This window comes from Croceivirga lutea (assembly GCF_014235875.1).
GTDB lineage: Bacteria > Bacteroidota > Bacteroidia > Flavobacteriales > Flavobacteriaceae > Croceivirga > Croceivirga lutea.
The window spans coordinates 748270-766404 of record NZ_JACJUK010000001.1 but is presented as its reverse complement, the minus strand read 5'-3'; the positions used below and the strand labels follow the sequence as shown (position 1 = coordinate 766404).

Here is an 18135-nt window from a genome sequence, read left to right as displayed (position 1 = left end):
TTGTTCATAGGCATAGATGGTAATGATGGCACGGGTAATGCCCGAGTAGAAATTGTACAAAACAACACGCCCAATAGTGCCTTAGGTTCATCAAATTTTGGAAGTAGTTGGAGCAGGTATGAGACCACGATAAGCGTACCATCCGGATTAAGCAGTATAGATATTTGGATGTACAGTAACTATTTGTCAAGTGGTTCAGGCGGAACAGCGTACTACGATAATTTGGTTGTTCGCAATTTAAGTGCAGTTCCACCGAGTAGTTGTAAAGACGTTACCTTAAGTTTGGGTGAAGATGGTACTGTAGGGCTATCGCCAACAGCAGTATTGGCAGACGGATTAGATGCCTCAGATTACAGTAGTATAGTTTTAGATGTATCGGAGTTCGATTGTAGTTCACTAGGAGCCAATACGGTAAATGTGACTTTAACAGCCACCGATGGTAGTGTAACAAGTTGTAGTTCTGTAGTTACTGTAGTAGACACTATAGCACCAGTAATCAGCTGTGTTGAAGATATAGTGGTATCAGTATTACCAGGAGAATGTACAGCAGTAGTAGCAGTAGCTGAACCGAGTTTTAGTGATAACTGTGGTTCAGGATTAAGTATAAGCAGTAGTGGTTTACCAACAGATGGTATTTTTCCCGTAGGTAGCACTGTGGTTACTTATACCGCAACAGATGCATCTGGTAATAGCAATAGTTGTAGCGTAACGGTTACGGTAAATGATAGTGATGTACCAACAGCAGTTTGTACTGATATAAGTTTAGAGGTATTCCCAGAGGGTAGTGTAAGTATCACGGCTTCAGATATTGATGGCGGTTCAACAGATGCCTGTGGTTCGGTAAGTTTATCAGCAAGTAAGTTAAGTTTTAGCGCAATAGATGAGGGAGCCAACGCAGTAGAATTAACTGTGACAGATGCCTCAGGTAACACTAGTAGTTGTACAGCTACAGTAACAGTAACGGTAAGTGATGTACCGTTAAGTTGTCCAGATTATTTAGAAAATGATGACCCAATTATAGTATTACCAGAGGGCCAATTAGTAGCAGGCATGGATGAGGTATCAGGTACTAATGAAGAGACCAATGGTAGTTATTGTGGAGTAGTGGTAACCAATACAGACACCGGTCAACCATGGTCACGTTATCGTTTACCTATAGTATTAGCCGACCATGGCATAAGTGCTGGAGATGAGTTGTTCATAGGCATAGATGGTAATGATGGCACGGGTAATGCCCGAGTAGAAATTGTACAAAACAACACGCCCAATAGTGCCTTAGGTTCATCAAATTTTGGAAGTAGTTGGAGCAGGTATGAGACCACGATAAGCGTACCATCCGGATTAAGCAGTATAGATATTTGGATGTATAGTAATTACATTGATTATGGTAATGGGGGCACAAGCTATTATGATAACTTAACTGTTATCAATTTAAGTAATACCATAGTTCCTCAACGTATGGAACAACCAAATACCAATTTGAATTCTAATCTTCAAACAGATTTTATTAATCTAATAACGGTTTCACCAAACCCTGCAAGTGAGTTTATAGAAGTTGCTTTGAATGCTTCGATAAGTAGTGGTAGTTTGACAATTTTTGATTACACCGGACGACGTATTACTGAAATACAATATACTCAGAATCAATCTAATCCGATTAGAATTGATGTAACCGATTATCAAGATGGTATTTATATGATTAATCTAAATTCTGATGGATATCAAGAAACGAAACAATTTATAATTAAAAAAAACTAAATTTTCTTAAAATCTTGAATAGTATTTAATAGGAGAGGTTTTATCTGCTGTATAAGTTTTGATGAAACCTTTCCTTCTTTTAAACTACTTACGTGTCTTAGATTATGCGCATCAGAAGATATGTAATCAAACATATTTTCATTTAGTAATGTTTGCGCACATTTTTGAATTCCTTTACCATAGTATCCTAAAATAGAAAGCATGTTTAGTTGAAATTTGATTCCTCTATTTTTGTATTCTATATATTTTGAAAAATCGTTATGTAAATAACCATAGCGTTCAGGATGAGCTAATACCGGGAAAACTTGTTTGTCTAAAATTTTGCCAATCGAAGAGTCAAAATTAATTGAAGGTTGTAAATAAGACATTTCAACCAAGATATGCTGCTCTCCAAGTTGTAAAGCTTCATTTTTCTCAAACAAATGTTCAAAATTATCATCAATCATATGCTCAGCAGCATAATTGATGGCTATAGATAGCTCAGTATCAGCTAACTCTTCTTCTAATTCTTTGAAAGCCTTAGAAATTGTTTTTTTAGTATTCTCATAATAGTTGTGCATTATATGAGGAGTACAAACAAAATCTGTAACACCAAATTCTCCAAAAGCCTTAATTATTGCAATAGATTCTTTTACGTTTTTGGCACCATCATCTATTCCTGGTAAAATGTGATTATGAATGTCAATAAAACCATCTAAGTGGTCAACCAAAAATTCCTTTTTGGTGAAGAATTGAAGCATAGTTCAAAATTTGGATATGCGAATATATGAATTGGAAACAGTTTATGTTGTTTATTTCCCGATACAGTATTTTCTTTTTCCCGTAAACATTAGAGGGGCCTTCGGGGTGGAAAATAGGTGAAAACCTTTGGTTTCTTTTGATAGGATTTTGTTTTCCAGAAATTATTTATTGGTATTTAGAGAACGCCTTTTTGAATCAATAATATCTTGGACAGTTCTATTACTTTTACCACTGTTCCACCCTTTTTCGATTTCTTCTCTAAGCTTTTGAAGCTTCTCTTCGTTTGAGTTTGAGTCTTTCTTTTCGGCCATAGTTCAAATATTATTGTAAAATTATATCGCTGTCTATGTTCAATTTTTGATGTAAAGCTTTGGCAACATTTAAGGTTATTTCTCTTTTTCCGTTCAAGTAATCGCTGATTCTTGAAGCACTTGTATCCAATAATGCAGCTAAATCTTTACGTTTCAGACCCATCTCGAACATACGTAGCTCAATCATTTCCTGTAAGGTAGGTAAACCGATAGGGAAATGGATTTCTTCATACTGCTCAATAATATCGGTAATCTCAAGAAACTCTTTTGCTAATGGGTCATCAGTTGGGGTATTATCATCCACGACATCTATCAACTCTTCTAAGCGAAGATTCGCTTTTACATATGCTGCGTGTGTTATTAATTTTCCCATAATCTTATAACTTATCTATATTCTTTATTTTGTCGTAATCCCGGTGATTGCCCACCCATCGTATCAATACTTTCTTGAACTTAAATCGTACTATGGCAATAATTCGGTAATGGTTTCCCTTGACGTTAAAAACGAATCTACCATTTCCAACGCTGTCAGCTGAATTGAAAGTGTTCTTTAAATCGGCAAAACTATTCCATTCAGCTTTATTTGCTTTTTTATACCAATCTTGTAAGGCCACTTTAGCATTGGTTTCTTTCGAAAAATACTCTCTTAATTTCTTGAATGAAATTACATGCACTAGATGATTGGTATTTATTTAGAACGTAAAGATATGATAAAAATTACATATAATGTAAAATTATTTCATTATATGTAAATCGAAATGAAGTTGTTTGATAGACTTAGAGACACCTATCAGAATGATTTTAAGTTTTTGGTTTATGGTGAGTTGCCCGATGAAGAAAGCGTTTTAACTTCTATTTTGAAAATATCAACTCAATTGGCTGCATTAAAATGGACAATAGTGTCTTAAAATGGACAATAGTGCCTTAAAGTAACTAGAAGAATAGTACTAAGTATTCAAAATAAAATACAATTATTTTAAAAAATTATATACAATAAAAATTAATTATTATATATTTGCTTTATGAATGTATATAATTAGAATATGACCCAGAATCCACAAAGACCCCGTGTAAAAAGAAAGTTGGCAACCAAAGAAGGTGTTGAGTACGACCTTTCAGAGTATTTATCCAAGCTATTCATGGCCTTTTCAGGAGCTGTTAAAATGTTTGAAGAGGAAATAGTAAAAACGCCTCCACAATCAAGAGCTAGAGCTTTTGAAGCTTCGTTACTTAATTCTAAAATGATTCAATCTATTCAAGAGCATTTTCCTAGTAATTGGAAGTTTGGAAAATATAAAAGATTTCTTTTGAATCTAAAAGGATATACCGTTCTATTCAAAAAACTGAATAATAAAAATATGCCGATGAATATTAAGACTTCACACACGTTGGCAATTTCAAACCAAATGCAAACGTCGCTATTTGACAATGAAAGTATTTCCGTAGACCCAATTTTATTTTTTGGATACAGAAAAGATAAAACTGGTCGTATATTTGACCCAAAATTGGTATACATTGACGAAAACAAAATTCAATGGACACTTACCGATGAAAATGAAGAAGTTACTGTTACACCTAGTCTAATCACTCAAAAAGCAGAAAAAGCTGTTCCAGTACTAAAAGACGGTTTAAAAAAAGACAAAAAAACCTCTTAAAACTTACTCCCAACTATATGACAATTTAATTATTGATGCGCTTTAACCATAAACAAATAACCTTTGCTCGTGAGTACAGAGGTTATTCTCAATCTGACCTAGCTTCTAAAATATCAGGACTTTCGCAACCTAACTTATCAAAGCATGAGAAAGGCTTTGATGTCTTGTCGGAAGATATGGTCGTCAAGGTAATAGAGTATTTAGGCTTTCCAAAAGATTGGCTATTTAAGAATATTTCTAATTTTTCAGAAAACACACATTATAGAAAACGAGCAACTTTAACCAAGCGAGACAAAACATCTATTGAACTTGGAAACCGTTTGATAGGGTATTTGATAGATCAAATGTCAGATTCTTTGGAGTGGCCTGAATTTAAGCACGTCCCTTTAGATATTCAAGAAGGTCATACTCCTAAAAGTATTGCTCAACACGCCAGAAAAGTGCTAGGTCTCAACAATGGTGTTCCTGTTTTAAATATCTTTTCTTTATTAGAATCGAAAGGTATTGTGGTGGTCGAGATAAACGCTCATCCTAAATTTGACGGTGTCTCATTTATCACGGACGGGGGAACTCCCATTATAATAATTAACAAAGGTTTTAGTAATGACCGAAAGCGAAGGACATTGGCTCATGAATATGGGCATATATTAATGCATTGCTATTTTGCAATACCTTCGCATAGAACCGAAAAGATACGAGAACAAGAGGTTGAAGAATTTACCTCAGAATTTCTTATGCCTGAAAAATATATCGGTCCAATGATAAGAAATTTGCGTATTGGTGATTTAGCAGAACTCAAAAGGTATTGGCTTACTTCAATGTCATCAATTGTTAGAAGTGCAAAAGAATTGGGTTTTATTACTAATGACCGATATGTTTATTTCAATATAGAACTAAGTCGAGGAGGTAGAAGTGACGATAAGTTAAGTGTGTTTATAGATGAGCCAAACTTATTTGCAGAGGCATATAATATTCATAAAAAATCTTTGGGCTACTCTAAAGAGGAATTGGCAACTGCTTTTAGTTTGCCAATAGATATTGTTCAAGAATTTTTAGAACCTAATACTTTTAGGATCATAAAATGAATAAGCCACTTTTGATTCATAAAGTTCTTGGTATGTTGTCGGAATTTTGCCCCAAATCTTACCCAAAAACTTTGCGCGTGGATCCTGTCCGGTTTTTGTAGTGTTCCGGCAGATAAGCGTGAAGCAAAAACCGGATAGGGGGCACCCTACTTTTTGGTTTGGGGTTTTCGCCACTTTTCGTAAAGATCACTGGCCTCCGGGCTAGCCTCGAAGAATGCCCTAAAATGGGCAACAGCTTTTTCCTCTCCCTTTCCATAAGCTTCTTGCTTGATATCGGAAATTCGAGAAACTTTGTAAATAGAGAAGCCCAGAATCAAGAAGATACAGACCAGTAGCCCCCAGAACAACTTAATTGCCCATTTCGGAAAAGTCATGGAATTCTTGATATAGTATACCACATTAGCCATTAATTTATGCTGTTCCTCAATAGCCTTTTTCTGATGGTCGTTGTACCGTTTCAGGATAAAATCAATGCCCGAGGTGTCCGGTTCTATTCGAAAGGTTTTTAGTTCACCTTGTAATTTTTCCAACCGACCGACCGAGTTTTCAAAACCTCTGATTTCCTCGGTCAACAATTCCGCTATTTCGTCCAATTTTGCCATTCTTCTAGATTTCTATTCCGATACCCATTCCTTTATCGATGGTTCTTTTAATAACTTGTTTTAAAACTTTGGTTGCAATTTTGGCCGCAAGATTTGGTGTAACATTTACCGTTTTACCTAAAAGCTTCATCACATTTTCTGTCTTGGCCCGTTGAATGGTGTTCTTATCAAATCCCATTTGTTCTGCAATCCTTCCCATTGACATGGAGCGGTGTACTTCGCTTCCCTTTAGGTTCTGTCCTGCAAACTCAAACCGGAATCCCTGTAACCGGTTCTGTTTGTTGATACTGGGAATGACCTTAACAGGATAAGCCTCCATGGTCTTGATATAGTGGTCAAAATTTTTAGGCCGCACCTCATCGATAACTCTATCGTGGATACGTTTGAGTATCATCCTGACCTCCTTGGTCTTGTCCAGCTTTTGTTGTTGTACTTCACGAACCGTTGTTAGGCCCATTTGCTTGGCAACCCTTTCGGCCACCTGTTGGCTTCGTTTTCCGATAAAACTGTCTTTGTAGGCTTGGCCTTGAAAATTGATGCGGTTTACATATAAATGGATATGAGCGTGTTCTCTATTTCGATGCACAAATGCAACGGCCTGGTTTTCCCGGAGCTTCATTTCCTTTAGAAAGCGTTCCGTGATTTCTTTAAGTTTCTTGTTATCAAGTTTCTTTCCATCTTCAATGGTCGGACTCAATACAAAGCTCAAAGTATTTTTCTGGCATTTGTGATTCTGCTGTTGGATGGTCTTGAACTCCTGTGCAATTTGTCTTGGGGTATCCCCGGCCACATATTGGCTATGGATAATCTCCGGTTTCTTTTCTTTCCGAAGACCATAGGCCATTGAAGCCGATGTGTGCGATATGGATTTTCCCATTCCTATCATTTTCTGAAATTCAAAAGATGTTGTCGTATCTCGTTTGCCAACCTGACCACTTCATCCGAAAGCTTGGGGTTTCTTTTTCGGAACATGTTCCCGATAAGCTTAAAATTGTTCTGATACTTGGAAAGCATTTTATATATCTCGATTTGTTCTTCCGAAAGACGTTCCACTATCCGATCGTTAAAGGCAGCTCGCCGACAATATTCGCTTATGGAAAGTCCGCTCTTTTTGGCCTTGACCCTGAGCAGTTTCTTCTCATAAACAGAACATCTGAATTGTACGAACTCCTTTTTCACTTTCAGTATTTCTTTAATCTGAACAAGTCATTTTTTAAATAATCACATCAAAGACCTCATTTTAAATCGCACCTCGAAAACTCGATTAACAGTTCCTACCCTTTTGCGACCGAAGGGAGCAAAAGCAAGATTTGTCATGACAATGACACATCTTGAATTCTTACTCAGACGGATTTTTTCGCTTCACTTCATTTCGCTCTTTTTTCTCCCTATCCATAATTAATTTTTCTTATTTCTAAGGCTATGTTTGAGTGCTTCCGTTTCAATCTCGGCTTTTGATTTTCTCCTGTTCTGCAACAACCAAATATTGATTTTCTTCTTTTCAAAGTATATCATTTTACCATTGGGTTTTGAATGTGGAATTTGTCTTCTGGAGGTAAGCTTGTATAAAAAGCTTCTTGATACTCCCATGTATTCGCAAGCCTCCTCAAAAGTTAACACGTCCTTGCTATTGGTCAATAACCGTTCTATACGGTCAAGCCGTTCTTCAATTTTGAAATAATCCATTATCTGTAATTTTCTAGTTTAACAATGGGCACCTTTTGTACTTTTTGGTAGAATTCTTGAACTAATCTATAAAGGGAAAGAAAAGGAAATGTGTGCATTGCAAGCAATGCATACTTTCTGGCACAAAATGCAAACAAACGAAACTAGAGAGTGGAAAAGATATTCTTCAAGTCATCACTGCGCTTGGAAATTGGGGTTCTCGATTTGGCATCCTTCACGGTGGAATAGGTGTAAGGGCTACCGTCTTCTCTCCTTATGGTATCGGACCGCTCGAAGAAATCAATCAATGTCAGTGAATTGTTAGGGAAATTGATTTTGAACAATTCATAGAATTCCCTACAATTGGGTGCATCAAGCTTGAAATATATCTTGGAATCATGGGAGCCCCAGTCAGCCGTAAAGACCTTTATGAAATCATTTCTTTTTGTTCTTTCGCCGATAATCAGATCATAACGCGACAATCCATTATAAAGGATTTTCAATTGTTCGTCGGTAATCGAGACATTGAAGTTTTTCTTGCGCTTAAGCTTTTCTTGAATTTTGGGAATAAAAACATTTTTAAATTTTTTAGTCCAGGTCAATTGAGTAAGGGCAATGCCGCAAATAAAAACGAACCAATTGAGTGCATAGAAAAGTTAGGGCAAGATCTCTATTTGCTCCAAAAAAGTCGGATAACTTCCATGCATCAATGCCAGACCAAGTCCATAAAATACCAATCGGGGTTTCTCAATGTACTTGTCCCATCCAACACGTTCGTTGAACATGAATCGAGTAAAGAATCCGATATAGGGAATCAACAACCGTACATAGACATATGCGAAACTGGCCGGCAATAGATATTTAACAAGGATTTCCATGTTTCTAAATTACTACTTTACAAGGGTTAAGGCACGAATTGTAGATGTATTGAGAGATTTCCGGGTTATGGGGACAGTCTGATACTTATTCCAATTGTGGGTAGGGAGAAGAAAGGTCAAGCGGCCTTTCGCCGCTTGTGCTTTTGCGTGGTCGCGAGGGGGTCGGGAAAACCGCAACGGAAAGACTTTCCTAGCGGACCGGCGAAGCGTGTCCGAAAGGGGAGGAGTGGAGTGAAAGGTTTGCCCGACTTCCGCAGGGCTTGGGCTAATTTATTGGTCACATATATAAAGAATGCAATGCCCTAATATTCTTTTCATAAAACACCCCATTCTATTTTTCATTTTACTAAATGAATTACTTAAACATTCCTTAAAGCTCATATACGAATCTTTAAATTTTGTAGTTTTACATTTAGATGAAGGAACTTCTTCACCGTATATCATCTTTTTTAATGGCACTTTTAGTGCTGTTCTCCACTATGTCTTTTAGTGTAGATATGCACTATTGTGGTGACCACTTAGTTGATTTCAGTTTTTCCGATAGCGCAGATACCTGTATGATGAAGGCCGAGATGTCCAAATCATCAACAGAATGTGCGGTAATGGAGATGAAGATGGATTGTTGTACCGATGTTCAAATCGTTTTGGAAGGTCAGGACGACTTAAAGGTTTCATTCGACCAACTCACCATTGACCAGCAACTTTTCGTTGCCTCTTTCGTTTACTCCTATATTAACCTTTTTGAAGGATACGATGATATCATAATCCCCTTTAAAGACTATTCTCCTCCTCCCCTGATACGGGATGTGCAGTTACTGCACCAGACCTTTTTAATTTGATTTTTAGATAACTACAAATGTGCCCAGCGGTTGACCGCATTGGGCCGAACGTGCTATGCGCTATTTCTGAGAAGTACTTGTAATTATCTAATACTCGAATTATATGCTGAACAAAGCAATCAAATTCTTAATAGAAAACAAATTGGTGGCAATCTTGCTACTGGCCCTCTTTGTAGGCTGGGGTATTGTACATGCCCCCTTTAAATGGGACACGGGTGTTTTACCGAGCAATCCCATTGCCGTGGATGCGATACCCGATATTGGTGAGAACCAACAAATCGTCTTTACCAAATGGGATGGCCGCTCCCCTCAGGATATTGAAGATCAGATTACCTATCCGCTTACCACATCATTATTGGGAATACCGGGTGTAAAAACCATTAGAAGTTCCTCGATGTTCGGTTTTTCCAGTATCTATATCATCTTTGAGGAAGATGTGGAATTCTACTGGTCACGAAGCAGGATTCTCGAAAAACTGAATTCCCTTCCCGCTGGACTGTTGCCCAATGGGGTGAATCCTTCATTGGGTCCTGATGCCACGGGTCTTGGACAAATATTTTGGTATACCCTTGAAGGTCGCGATGAAGACGGAAACGTCACCGGAGGTTGGGACTTACACGAACTGCGGAGCATTCAAGACTACTATGTGAAGTATGCGCTGTCATCAGCAAGTGGGGTCTCTGAGGTGGCCTCTATCGGCGGATATGTTCAGGAATACCAAATTGATGTCAATCCTGAGCTGATGCGCCAATACAATATTGGCCTTCACCATATCGTAAAAGCAGTAAAGCAATCCAACCAAGATATTGGGGCACAAACCCTGGAAATGAACCAAGCGGAGTATTTGGTCCGTGGCTTGGGCTATGTAAAATCGATTGGGGATATTGAGAATGCGGTTGTCGATGCGGAGAACTATACTTCCATCCGTATAAAGGACGTTGCCAAAGTGAGTTTGGGTCCAGCGACCCGTCGTGGCCTATTGGACAAAGAAGGTGCCGAAGTGGTCGGTGGTGTGGTGGTAGCCCGATACGGTGCAAATCCCATGGAGGTCATCAATAATGTCAAAGACCAGATTGCGGAGCTTTCTTCGGGCCTCCCTTCAAAACAGTTGTCAGATGGAAGAACCTCTCAGGTAACTATTGTTCCTTTTTACGACCGAACCGAACTTATACAAGAGACCTTGGGAACCCTCAATGAGGCACTTACCCTTGAAATTCTGATTACCGTATTGGTCATTATTGTCATGGTATTCAATTTACGAGCTTCCATTTTGATTTCAGGTTTGTTACCCGTTGCCGTGCTAATGGTTTTTATTTCCATGAAATTATTTGGGGTCGATGCCAATATTGTTGCCCTTTCAGGTATTGCCATTGCCATAGGTACCATGGTCGATGTTGGGGTCATACTTTCAGAAAATATCATTCGTCATCTGGAGGAGAACGATACTAAACCAGAAAATGAACGGTTACACACCAATGACGTGGTCTACAATGCCACTGCCGAAGTTTCAGGAGCCATTCTGACAGCCGTACTCACCACTATCATCAGTTTTATCCCCGTGTTTACGATGGTGGGTGCCGAAGGGAAATTATTTCGCCCATTGGCATTTACCAAGACCATGGCGTTGACTGCATCCATAATCGTTGCCCTTTTCTTGATACCACCTTTTGCCGCTATTTTCTTCAAAAAAAGAAGAAGCAAAAGTATCGTGGGGTATGTTTCTAGTGCAGTATTGATTATTACAGGAGTAGCGGCTGTTTTCTATGGTTATTGGCTAGGCTTGGTGTTAATAGCCTTTGGAACCATAACATCCCTAAAGAACAAAGAACTGGCTTCTCGTCTGTTCAATGGATTTTCGCTTTCTGAAAAACAGGCGACACGTCTAAACATTATTATTTCAGCAACAGCTATCATCTTCCTTTTGGCCACTTACTGGCGACCTTTGGGATTTGATAGAAGTGTCTCGATGAACCTGCTTTTTGTGGGAATAATTAGTTTCACTCTTTTGGGCACTTTTTGGGTATTTAGAATGTATTACACCCGAATACTCCGTTGGGCATTGGGGAACAAGCTTTTATTTCTTTCCATCCCCACTGTGATTGTGGTTTGTGGAGTTCTCATAATGAACAATACGGGAAAGGAATTTATGCCTTCCCTAAATGAGGGCTCTTTTTTATTAATGCCCACATCATTGCCACATTCTGGTGTAGCTGAAAACAAACGGGTCTTGCAGCAGTTGGATATGGCCGTAGCCAGTATCCCAGAAATCAAAACTGTGGTGGGTAAGGCTGGACGAACCGAATCTGCCCTTGACCCTGCGCCGCTATCCATGTATGAGAACGTTATCCAATATCGTTCGGAATATGAATTGAACGGGGAGGGCGAACCACAGCGCTTTAAGGTAAACAAAGACGGTCTGTTTGAACTGAAGAACGGGAAGTTGGCAGCCAATCCGAACCTAGCGTTTGCCGAGAACGCTACTTATTCCGAAACCAAAGTAACGGATCCCTATCAGATTGAACGAAGTCAATTGATTGCAGATGAGGATGGGGAATACTTTCGCAATTGGAGGCCTGAAATTGAATCACCCGATGATATTTGGAATGAAATCGTAAGGGTGACCAAGTTGCCCGGGGTTACCTCCGCACCTAAGCTGCAACCGATAGAAACCCGACTTATCATGCTTCAGACTGGAATGCGCGCACCCATGGGCATCAAGGTAAAGGGACAGGACTTAAGAGAAATAGAAGCTTTTGGCCTACAATTGGAAGGGATATTAAAAACAGCTGAAGGTGTTAAGGAACAGGCTGTTTTTGCCGATCGTATTGTAGGAAAACCATATCTGCTTATTGATATAGATAGGGAACAATTGGCACGTTACGGCATTACCATTGAAGACGTGCAAAGTGTTTTGTCGATTGCGGTGGGAGGAATGCCTTTGACCCAAACCGTTGAAGGTAGGGAACGTTACGCGGTCAGGGTTCGTTATCCAAGGGAGTTACGTGCCAATCCAGATGATTTAAAAAATATCTATGTGCCCGTTTCCAAAGGGAGTCCGGTACCGCTGGATGAACTGGTTACCATACGTTACGAGCAGGGTCCACAGGTCATCAAAAGTGAGGATACATTTCTTGTGGGCTATGTCTTGTTCGATAAGCTGGACGGTTACGCGGAAGTAGATGTGGTTGAAAATGCACAAGCTGCGATTCAGGCCAAGATTGATAGTGGCGAGCTCCTAGTCCCCAAAGGGATAAACTATGCTTTCACGGGTACTTATGAAAATCAGCTACGGGCTGAAAAGACCCTGGGTGTAGTGGTGCCCTTGGCACTGGCAATCATCTTTCTGATTCTGTATTTCCAGTTTAGGAGTGTGGCCACTTCGTTGATGGTATTTACCGGGATTGCTGTCGCTTTTGCAGGTGGATTTATTATGATTTGGCTATATGGACAGGATTGGTTCTTCAATTTCAATCTATTTGGCGAGAATTGGCGGGACCTTTTTCAGATGGATGTCATCAATTTAAGTGTTGCCGTCTGGGTAGGCTTTATCGCCCTCTTTGGCATAGCCACTGATGATGGGGTGGTAATGGCCACCTATCTGACACAGACTTTCGATAGAAATAAACCGATGGATCTAAAAGGGGTCCGCGATTCCGTGGTTGAGGCCGGTGAAAAGCGTATTCGACCTTGTTTGATGACCACGGCGACCACTATACTGGCCTTGTTACCAATCCTAACATCCACGGGGAGGGGAAGTGATATTATGATACCGATGGCCATTCCATCTTTTGGGGGAATGCTCATTGCCTTGATTACGCTCTTTGTTGTTCCAGTGCTATTTGGATGGCGGAAGGAAGTTCAACTTAAAAAGGTAAGCAAATGAACAAGCTGAAAATTATTATCGGTCTTTCGTTGGTTTCCGCTATGGGAAATGCACAAGGATTGCAGTCATACATTGAGGAGGCACAGGCCAATAATCCGAAAATTCAAGCCTACGAACTGCGATATACGATTGCTAGGGAAAAGGAAAACGAGGCCAACTGGCTACCCAATACCGAATTCGGGGCGGGGTATTTTGTCAGTGAACCGGAAACCAGGACGGGGGCGCAGGTTGCCCGTTTTTCCGCCAAACAAATGCTGCCTTGGTTCGGGACAGTTGCTACACGTCAAAAGTACGCCTCTGCAATGGCCGAAACAGATTACGTGGACTATGTCGTTGCAAAGCGAAAATTGGCACTTGCCGTGGCCCAATCGTACTACGAACTCTATAGCTTATGGGCCAAACAAGGGGTCTTGGATACTAACATTGAACTGCTCCACACCTATGAGACCTTGGCCTTGACTTCGGTGGAAGTGGGCAAAGCAAGTGCCGTGGATGTGTTGCGACTGCAAATTCGTCAGAATGAATTGGAGCAACAAAAGCAAATGCTCAGGGAGCAATTTAAAGGAGAGCAGGTCAACTTCAATAATCTATTGAATCGAGATACGGATCTCACAGTTGATTTGACCGTAGCTATGGACATCCCTGATAGGGACCCTGTCACTATGGACAGTCTTGAGTTGAATCCTGAACTTCTTCGTTTTGATAAAATGTACGAATCGGTGACCCAGGCGGAATTGCTCAACCAAAAAGAGGGAGCACCAATGTTGGGGTTTGGGTTGGACTACGTTCCCGTCCAAGAGCGACCCGATATGAGCTTTAACGACAATGGCAAAGACATTGTAATGCCAATGGTCTCGCTTTCCATTCCAATTTTCAATAAGCGGTATACTTCAAAAACCAAGCAGAACGAACTTCGTAAGGAGGAAATTACATTTCAAAAACAAGAACGTTTGAATGTATTGGAGTCCGCTTTTGCCAAAGCGATAGCACAGCGAAATGAAGCCCGCATAGCCTACGATACCCAATCAAAAAACCTAAAACAGGCCAAAGATGCAGAAGACATTTTAATCAAAAGCTATGAAACAGGAACGATTGATTTTAATGATGTATTGGATATTCAAGAGTTGCAATTAAAGTATCAGTTGAACCAAATAGAATCTGTAAAGACGTACTATGTACAAAGCACGGTAATTAACTATTTAATTCAGTAAAACAATGAAAACATTTAAAACAATACTTCTCTTGTTCCTAACTTCAATGGCATTTGCCCAAGTAGGTACAAATGGTGAAGACAGAAAAGAAGAAGGACGCCCAATTAGAGAATATAACCTTACCATAGAAAAAAATGAAATGACGCTTGGAGGTGTCACCGCCAAAGCAATGACTGTAAATGGTAGTATTCCTGGGCCAACGTTAGAATTCAACGAAGGAGACCTTGCCATAATTAACGTAACTAATAAAATGGATGTGGAAACATCGGTACATTGGCACGGGTTAATACTTCCAAATTTCTATGATGGTGTTCCTTACTTAAATACACCACCAATAGAACCTGGAGAGACGTTTCAGTACAGAATACCTATTAATCAATCGGGTACATATTGGTACCATTCCCATACAATGTTACAAGAACAAAAGGGAGTTTATGGTTCAATTATCATTCAACCCAAAGAAAAAACATTGGATTATGACAAAGATTTGGTTGTAGTGCTATCTGACTGGACCAACGAAAAACCAATGAATGTGTTGCGAAACCTTAAACGGGGAAACGAATGGTATCAGGTTAAAAAAGGGACAGCAGTACCATTAAGCAGAGTTATAAAAGAAGGAGCATTAGGCGCACAATTTAAGTTTTGGCGTGATAGAATGGAAGGTGCAGACATTGCGGACGTCTATTATCCTGCTTTTTTATCCAATGGTGAAAAAGTTGCAGAATACCCAGAGTTTAAAGCAGGCGAAAAAGTAAGGCTTCGATTTATCAACGCCGCTGCATCTACTTATTATTGGATGGATTTTGGTAGTGGCAATCCAATGATAGTTTCTAGTGATGGTATAGATGTAGAGCCTGTATTTAAAAGTAGATTTCTTTTTGGAATTGCCGAAACCTATGATGTTATAGTAACTATCCCAGAAGGTACATTAGAGATTACAGCCACAACGCAAGATGGTTCTGGTAATACTTCAATCCTTTTGGGAAGCGGACAACTTTTTCCAGCTGCAGTAATAAACAGACCCAATAAAGTGGCTATGATGAAGCAAATGGCAAAAATGGATATGAAGATGGGCGCACCTGCAATGGTGGGAAATCAAAAGAAAAAAACGCCGGAAGTTTTAATGCAAAAATATGGGATGAAGATGGATATGAAGAATGGGCAGATGAAAATGAACAATAATATGTCGATGGATGAGGATTCAATGAAGAAGCAAATGGTTATGAAGGGGAACAAAATGAATATGAGCAGCACGATGGAAATGAAAAAAGATTCGATGCCTATGAACCATAACGAAACATCGGGCATAATGAAAGACCATATGAATCACGATATGTCCAAGATGGAAAAAGATTCAACAGCATTTGATTACAATACACGTAAAACCTATTTCAACTATGATTTTCTAAAGGCAAAAGAAAAAACCACATACAAGGCAGATATACCTGTAAATGACATTCTTCTCAACCTCACCGGAAATATGCAACGCTATGTTTGGAGTATGAATGGCACACCTTTATCCGAAACAGATAAGATTAAAATTAAAGGTGGAGAGGTTACAAGAATTACTTTGAATAACATTACAATGATGCACCACCCAATGCATTTACACGGACATTACTTTAGGGTAATCAACGAAAATGGAGAGCGTTCGCCATTAAAACATACCGTAAATGTACCACCGATGAAAAAAGTAATTATAGAGTTCTATAATGAAGAAGTTGGAGATTGGATTTTTCATTGTCACGTACTATATCATATGATGGGTGGTATGGCAAGAGTATTTAGCTATGATACACCACGAGATGAAAGGATGAAACCTTATCCAGTACAAAACCTAATTGACGAGACAGACCATTACTATTCGTGGGGAATGCTTCGTGGAGGTTCAAACTTTAATGAACTTTTATTGATGTCGAGCAACATTCGTAACGAATTTGGACTACGTGCCGAGTTTGATTATAACCAAAATGCCGAGATAGAAGTAAATTATAATCGATACCTCAATGATTGGGTACGCGTGTATGCAGGCGTAAATACCGAAACTTCAACACCAGATTCTTATGATACATTTAATACTGTTGGATTGGTTGGAGTTAAATATTTCACGCCTTATAGGTTTAATGTGGATGTGAGTATGGATAATCAACTACGCCCAAGAATACGTTTGGACAGAGAACTATTGATTTTTCCTAGAATTTTTCTCGAAGGAGAATACGAGTATAGAGCGGATTTTGGATGGGTCAATGATTTAGAAAATAACAAATCTTATCAAGGAGAAACGCAATGGTTAATTGGAGCATCGTACATCTTATCTAGAAATTTTTCAATACAAGGTAATTATAACAACCGATATGGTTGGGGTGGTGGACTTTTAGCCAGATTTTAAATAATAATTAATACATAATAATCTTTAAAACCAAAATTTATGAAAACAGTACAAAGAACAATAGGTACAATGGCACTTGCTGCCACAATGATGCTAACAATTTCCTGTAAAGATGGAAATAAAAATGAATCTGTTACAAATGATAATAATCAGGTAAATCAAGAATCTGTAGGTGACAAGGAGGATATGGCAATGATAGACAATCAAGACACAAGAGCAGAAGCAATTTTAAAAGATTATTTCAACTTAAAAGATGCCCTCGTAGGCGATGATAATGATAAAGCAAAGGAATTGGGAGGCATATTGGTTAAATCTCTTAAATCTTTTGATGCATCAAAATATTCTGAAAGTGAAAAATCAGAATTGAATGACATTATCGAAGATGCTACGGAACACGCAGAGCATATTTCAGAAAGTGACATCAAGCATCAGCGTGAGCATTTCAAAGTATTAAGTAAAGATGTTACAGATATGGTTGCCATTACGGGAACAGGGATGAAGATATATGAGCAATTCTGCCCAATGTATGATAACAATAAAGGTGGTGCTTGGTTAAGTATGAACGAAGAAATTAGAAACCCTTATTTCGGTGACCAAATGTTGAAATGTGGTAAAGTACAGCGAGAAATTAATTAAATGAAAATTGTAAAAATCATAGCAATAGTATTGTTGGTGGCGTTTGTGGGTATTCAATTTATACCCACAACACGTAATCATAGTGAAGTTGTTCCAAAAACCGACTTTATATTGGTAAATGATGTTCCAAATGACATCAAGAACAAATTGCAAGTCTTTTGCTATGATTGTCACAGTAACAATACAAAATACCCTTGGTATAATAAGGTGCAACCGGTAGCCTGGTTTCTTGAAGACCATATCAAAGAAGGCAAGGCAGAATTAAATTTTAATGAATGGGATGATTATTCAAATAGAAGGAAGAACAGTAAGCTAAAATCCATCATCAATCAAATTGAAAATGGCGAAATGCCTTTGAATTCCTATACAATAATTCACGGAAACGCAAAATTGTCTGAAAGCGAAAAGAAATTACTCATAGAGTTTATGTCAGATTTAAAAGAAATTTTAAATAATTAAAAGTCAAACATCAAAATATTCGA

The 18135-nt window shown here is 38.8% G+C and carries 17 protein-coding genes; 10 read left to right on the top strand and 7 right to left on the bottom strand.

All coding sequences use genetic code 11. The annotated features are described in order from the left end of the window. Window positions 1-1758: HYR domain-containing protein (locus H5V42_RS03595; RefSeq protein WP_185781749.1), on the top strand; the 1758-nt coding region annotated here is incomplete at its 5' end. Here H5V42_RS03595 and H5V42_RS03590 read toward each other — a convergent pair. The 3 genes from H5V42_RS03590 to H5V42_RS15190 all read right to left on the bottom strand — a co-directional run bounded on the left by H5V42_RS03590 (window position 1755) and on the right by H5V42_RS15190 (window position 3484). Beyond that, the gene (locus H5V42_RS03590; RefSeq protein WP_185781748.1) at window positions 1755-2498 is read right to left on the bottom strand and encodes a tyrosine-protein phosphatase; all 744 of its coding nucleotides are present in this window, start codon (window positions 2496-2498) and stop codon (window positions 1755-1757) included. The two genes, H5V42_RS03595 and H5V42_RS03590, sit on opposite strands and share 4 nt — an antisense overlap. A gap of 322 nt (window positions 2499-2820) precedes the next feature. Beyond that, the gene (locus tag H5V42_RS03585) at window positions 2821-3183 is read right to left on the bottom strand and encodes a helix-turn-helix domain-containing protein (RefSeq protein ID WP_185781747.1); all 363 of its coding nucleotides are present in this window, start codon (window positions 3181-3183) and stop codon (window positions 2821-2823) included. A gap of 4 nt (window positions 3184-3187) precedes the next feature. Continuing rightward, a complete protein-coding gene (locus H5V42_RS15190) occupies window positions 3188-3484 on the bottom strand; it encodes a type II toxin-antitoxin system HigB family toxin (RefSeq protein ID WP_185781746.1) in 297 nt (98 codons plus the stop codon). 84 nt (window positions 3485-3568) lie between these two features. On the opposite strand from H5V42_RS15190, the gene H5V42_RS03575 reads away from it, so the two are divergent. The 3 genes from H5V42_RS03575 (at window position 3569) to H5V42_RS03565 (ending at window position 5550) form a co-directional block, all read left to right on the top strand. Then, window positions 3569-3718 (top strand): hypothetical protein, encoded by a 150-nt coding sequence (locus tag H5V42_RS03575; RefSeq protein WP_185781745.1) that lies wholly within the window; start codon window positions 3569-3571, stop codon window positions 3716-3718. A gap of 135 nt (window positions 3719-3853) precedes the next feature. Continuing rightward, window positions 3854-4465 carry a hypothetical protein gene (locus H5V42_RS03570; RefSeq protein ID WP_185781744.1) on the top strand — a complete coding sequence of 204 codons (612 nt, stop codon included), beginning with the start codon at window positions 3854-3856 and terminating at the stop codon, window positions 4463-4465. A gap of 35 nt (window positions 4466-4500) precedes the next feature. Further along, window positions 4501-5550, top strand: a complete 1050-nt coding sequence (locus H5V42_RS03565) for a helix-turn-helix domain-containing protein (protein ID WP_185781743.1) — start codon at window positions 4501-4503, stop codon at window positions 5548-5550. A gap of 146 nt (window positions 5551-5696) precedes the next feature. Here H5V42_RS03565 and H5V42_RS03560 read toward each other — a convergent pair whose 3' ends face one another. The 4 genes from H5V42_RS03560 to H5V42_RS03550 form a co-directional block, all read right to left on the bottom strand. Then, a complete protein-coding gene (locus tag H5V42_RS03560) occupies window positions 5697-6152 on the bottom strand; it encodes a DUF6730 family protein (protein WP_185781742.1) in 456 nt (151 codons plus the stop codon). 4 nt (window positions 6153-6156) lie between these two features. Next, entirely contained in the window at window positions 6157-7029 is an 873-nt protein-coding gene (locus H5V42_RS03555; RefSeq protein WP_313792120.1) for a relaxase/mobilization nuclease domain-containing protein, read from the bottom strand. Window positions 7030-7034: 5 nt separating this feature from the next. Next, window positions 7035-7331: a mobilization protein MbpA gene (gene mbpA / locus H5V42_RS15330; RefSeq protein WP_313792119.1), complete on the bottom strand. Its 297-nt coding sequence runs from the start codon at window positions 7329-7331 to the stop codon at window positions 7035-7037. 219 nt (window positions 7332-7550) lie between these two features. Further along, entirely contained in the window at window positions 7551-7838 is a 288-nt protein-coding gene (locus H5V42_RS03550) for a helix-turn-helix domain-containing protein (RefSeq protein WP_185781740.1), read from the bottom strand. A 1273-nt stretch (window positions 7839-9111) separates the two neighbouring features. Here H5V42_RS03550 and H5V42_RS03545 point away from each other — a divergent pair. The 6 genes from H5V42_RS03545 to H5V42_RS03520 all read left to right on the top strand — a co-directional run bounded on the left by H5V42_RS03545 (window position 9112) and on the right by H5V42_RS03520 (window position 18112). After that, a complete protein-coding gene (locus tag H5V42_RS03545) occupies window positions 9112-9534 on the top strand; it encodes an HYC_CC_PP family protein (RefSeq protein ID WP_185781739.1) in 423 nt (140 codons plus the stop codon). Between the two features lie 103 nt (window positions 9535-9637). Continuing rightward, window positions 9638-13417 (top strand): efflux RND transporter permease subunit, encoded by a 3780-nt coding sequence (locus tag H5V42_RS03540; protein WP_185781738.1) that lies wholly within the window; start codon window positions 9638-9640, stop codon window positions 13415-13417. Continuing rightward, window positions 13414-14628 carry a TolC family protein gene (locus H5V42_RS03535; RefSeq protein ID WP_185781737.1) on the top strand — a complete coding sequence of 405 codons (1215 nt, stop codon included), beginning with the start codon at window positions 13414-13416 and terminating at the stop codon, window positions 14626-14628. Before H5V42_RS03540 ends, H5V42_RS03535 begins: the two co-directional genes overlap by 4 nt. Before the next feature lie 4 nt (window positions 14629-14632). Beyond that, window positions 14633-17017, top strand: coding sequence for a multicopper oxidase domain-containing protein (locus H5V42_RS03530; protein WP_185781736.1), 2385 nt, complete (start codon window positions 14633-14635; stop codon window positions 17015-17017). 39 nt (window positions 17018-17056) lie between these two features. Further along, window positions 17057-17653, top strand: coding sequence for a DUF3347 domain-containing protein (locus H5V42_RS03525; protein WP_185781735.1), 597 nt, complete (start codon window positions 17057-17059; stop codon window positions 17651-17653). Then, window positions 17654-18112: a heme-binding domain-containing protein gene (locus H5V42_RS03520; protein WP_185781734.1), complete on the top strand. Its 459-nt coding sequence runs from the start codon at window positions 17654-17656 to the stop codon at window positions 18110-18112. Window positions 18113-18135: the final 23 nt, after the last annotated feature.

Coding starts and splice junctions, on each gene's coding strand:
- H5V42_RS03535 (WP_185781737.1), top strand. CDS start 13,414: ATGAACAAGCTGAAAATTATTATCGGTCTTTCGTTGGTTTCCGCTATG.
- H5V42_RS03525 (WP_185781735.1), top strand. CDS start 17,057: ATGAAAACAGTACAAAGAACAATAGGTACAATGGCACTTGCTGCCACA.
- H5V42_RS03540 (WP_185781738.1), top strand. CDS start 9,638: ATGCTGAACAAAGCAATCAAATTCTTAATAGAAAACAAATTGGTGGCA.
- H5V42_RS03545 (WP_185781739.1), top strand. CDS start 9,112: ATGAAGGAACTTCTTCACCGTATATCATCTTTTTTAATGGCACTTTTA.
- H5V42_RS03560 (WP_185781742.1), bottom strand. CDS start 6,152: ATGGCAAAATTGGACGAAATAGCGGAATTGTTGACCGAGGAAATCAGA.
- H5V42_RS03570 (WP_185781744.1), top strand. CDS start 3,854: ATGACCCAGAATCCACAAAGACCCCGTGTAAAAAGAAAGTTGGCAACC.
- H5V42_RS03530 (WP_185781736.1), top strand. CDS start 14,633: ATGAAAACATTTAAAACAATACTTCTCTTGTTCCTAACTTCAATGGCA.
- H5V42_RS03585 (WP_185781747.1), bottom strand. CDS start 3,183: ATGGGAAAATTAATAACACACGCAGCATATGTAAAAGCGAATCTTCGC.
- H5V42_RS03555 (WP_313792120.1), bottom strand. CDS start 7,029: ATGGGAAAATCCATATCGCACACATCGGCTTCAATGGCCTATGGTCTT.
- H5V42_RS03590 (WP_185781748.1), bottom strand. CDS start 2,498: ATGCTTCAATTCTTCACCAAAAAGGAATTTTTGGTTGACCACTTAGAT.
- H5V42_RS03575 (WP_185781745.1), top strand. CDS start 3,569: ATGAAGTTGTTTGATAGACTTAGAGACACCTATCAGAATGATTTTAAG.
- H5V42_RS03550 (WP_185781740.1), bottom strand. CDS start 7,838: ATGGATTATTTCAAAATTGAAGAACGGCTTGACCGTATAGAACGGTTA.
- H5V42_RS03520 (WP_185781734.1), top strand. CDS start 17,654: ATGAAAATTGTAAAAATCATAGCAATAGTATTGTTGGTGGCGTTTGTG.
- H5V42_RS03565 (WP_185781743.1), top strand. CDS start 4,501: ATGCGCTTTAACCATAAACAAATAACCTTTGCTCGTGAGTACAGAGGT.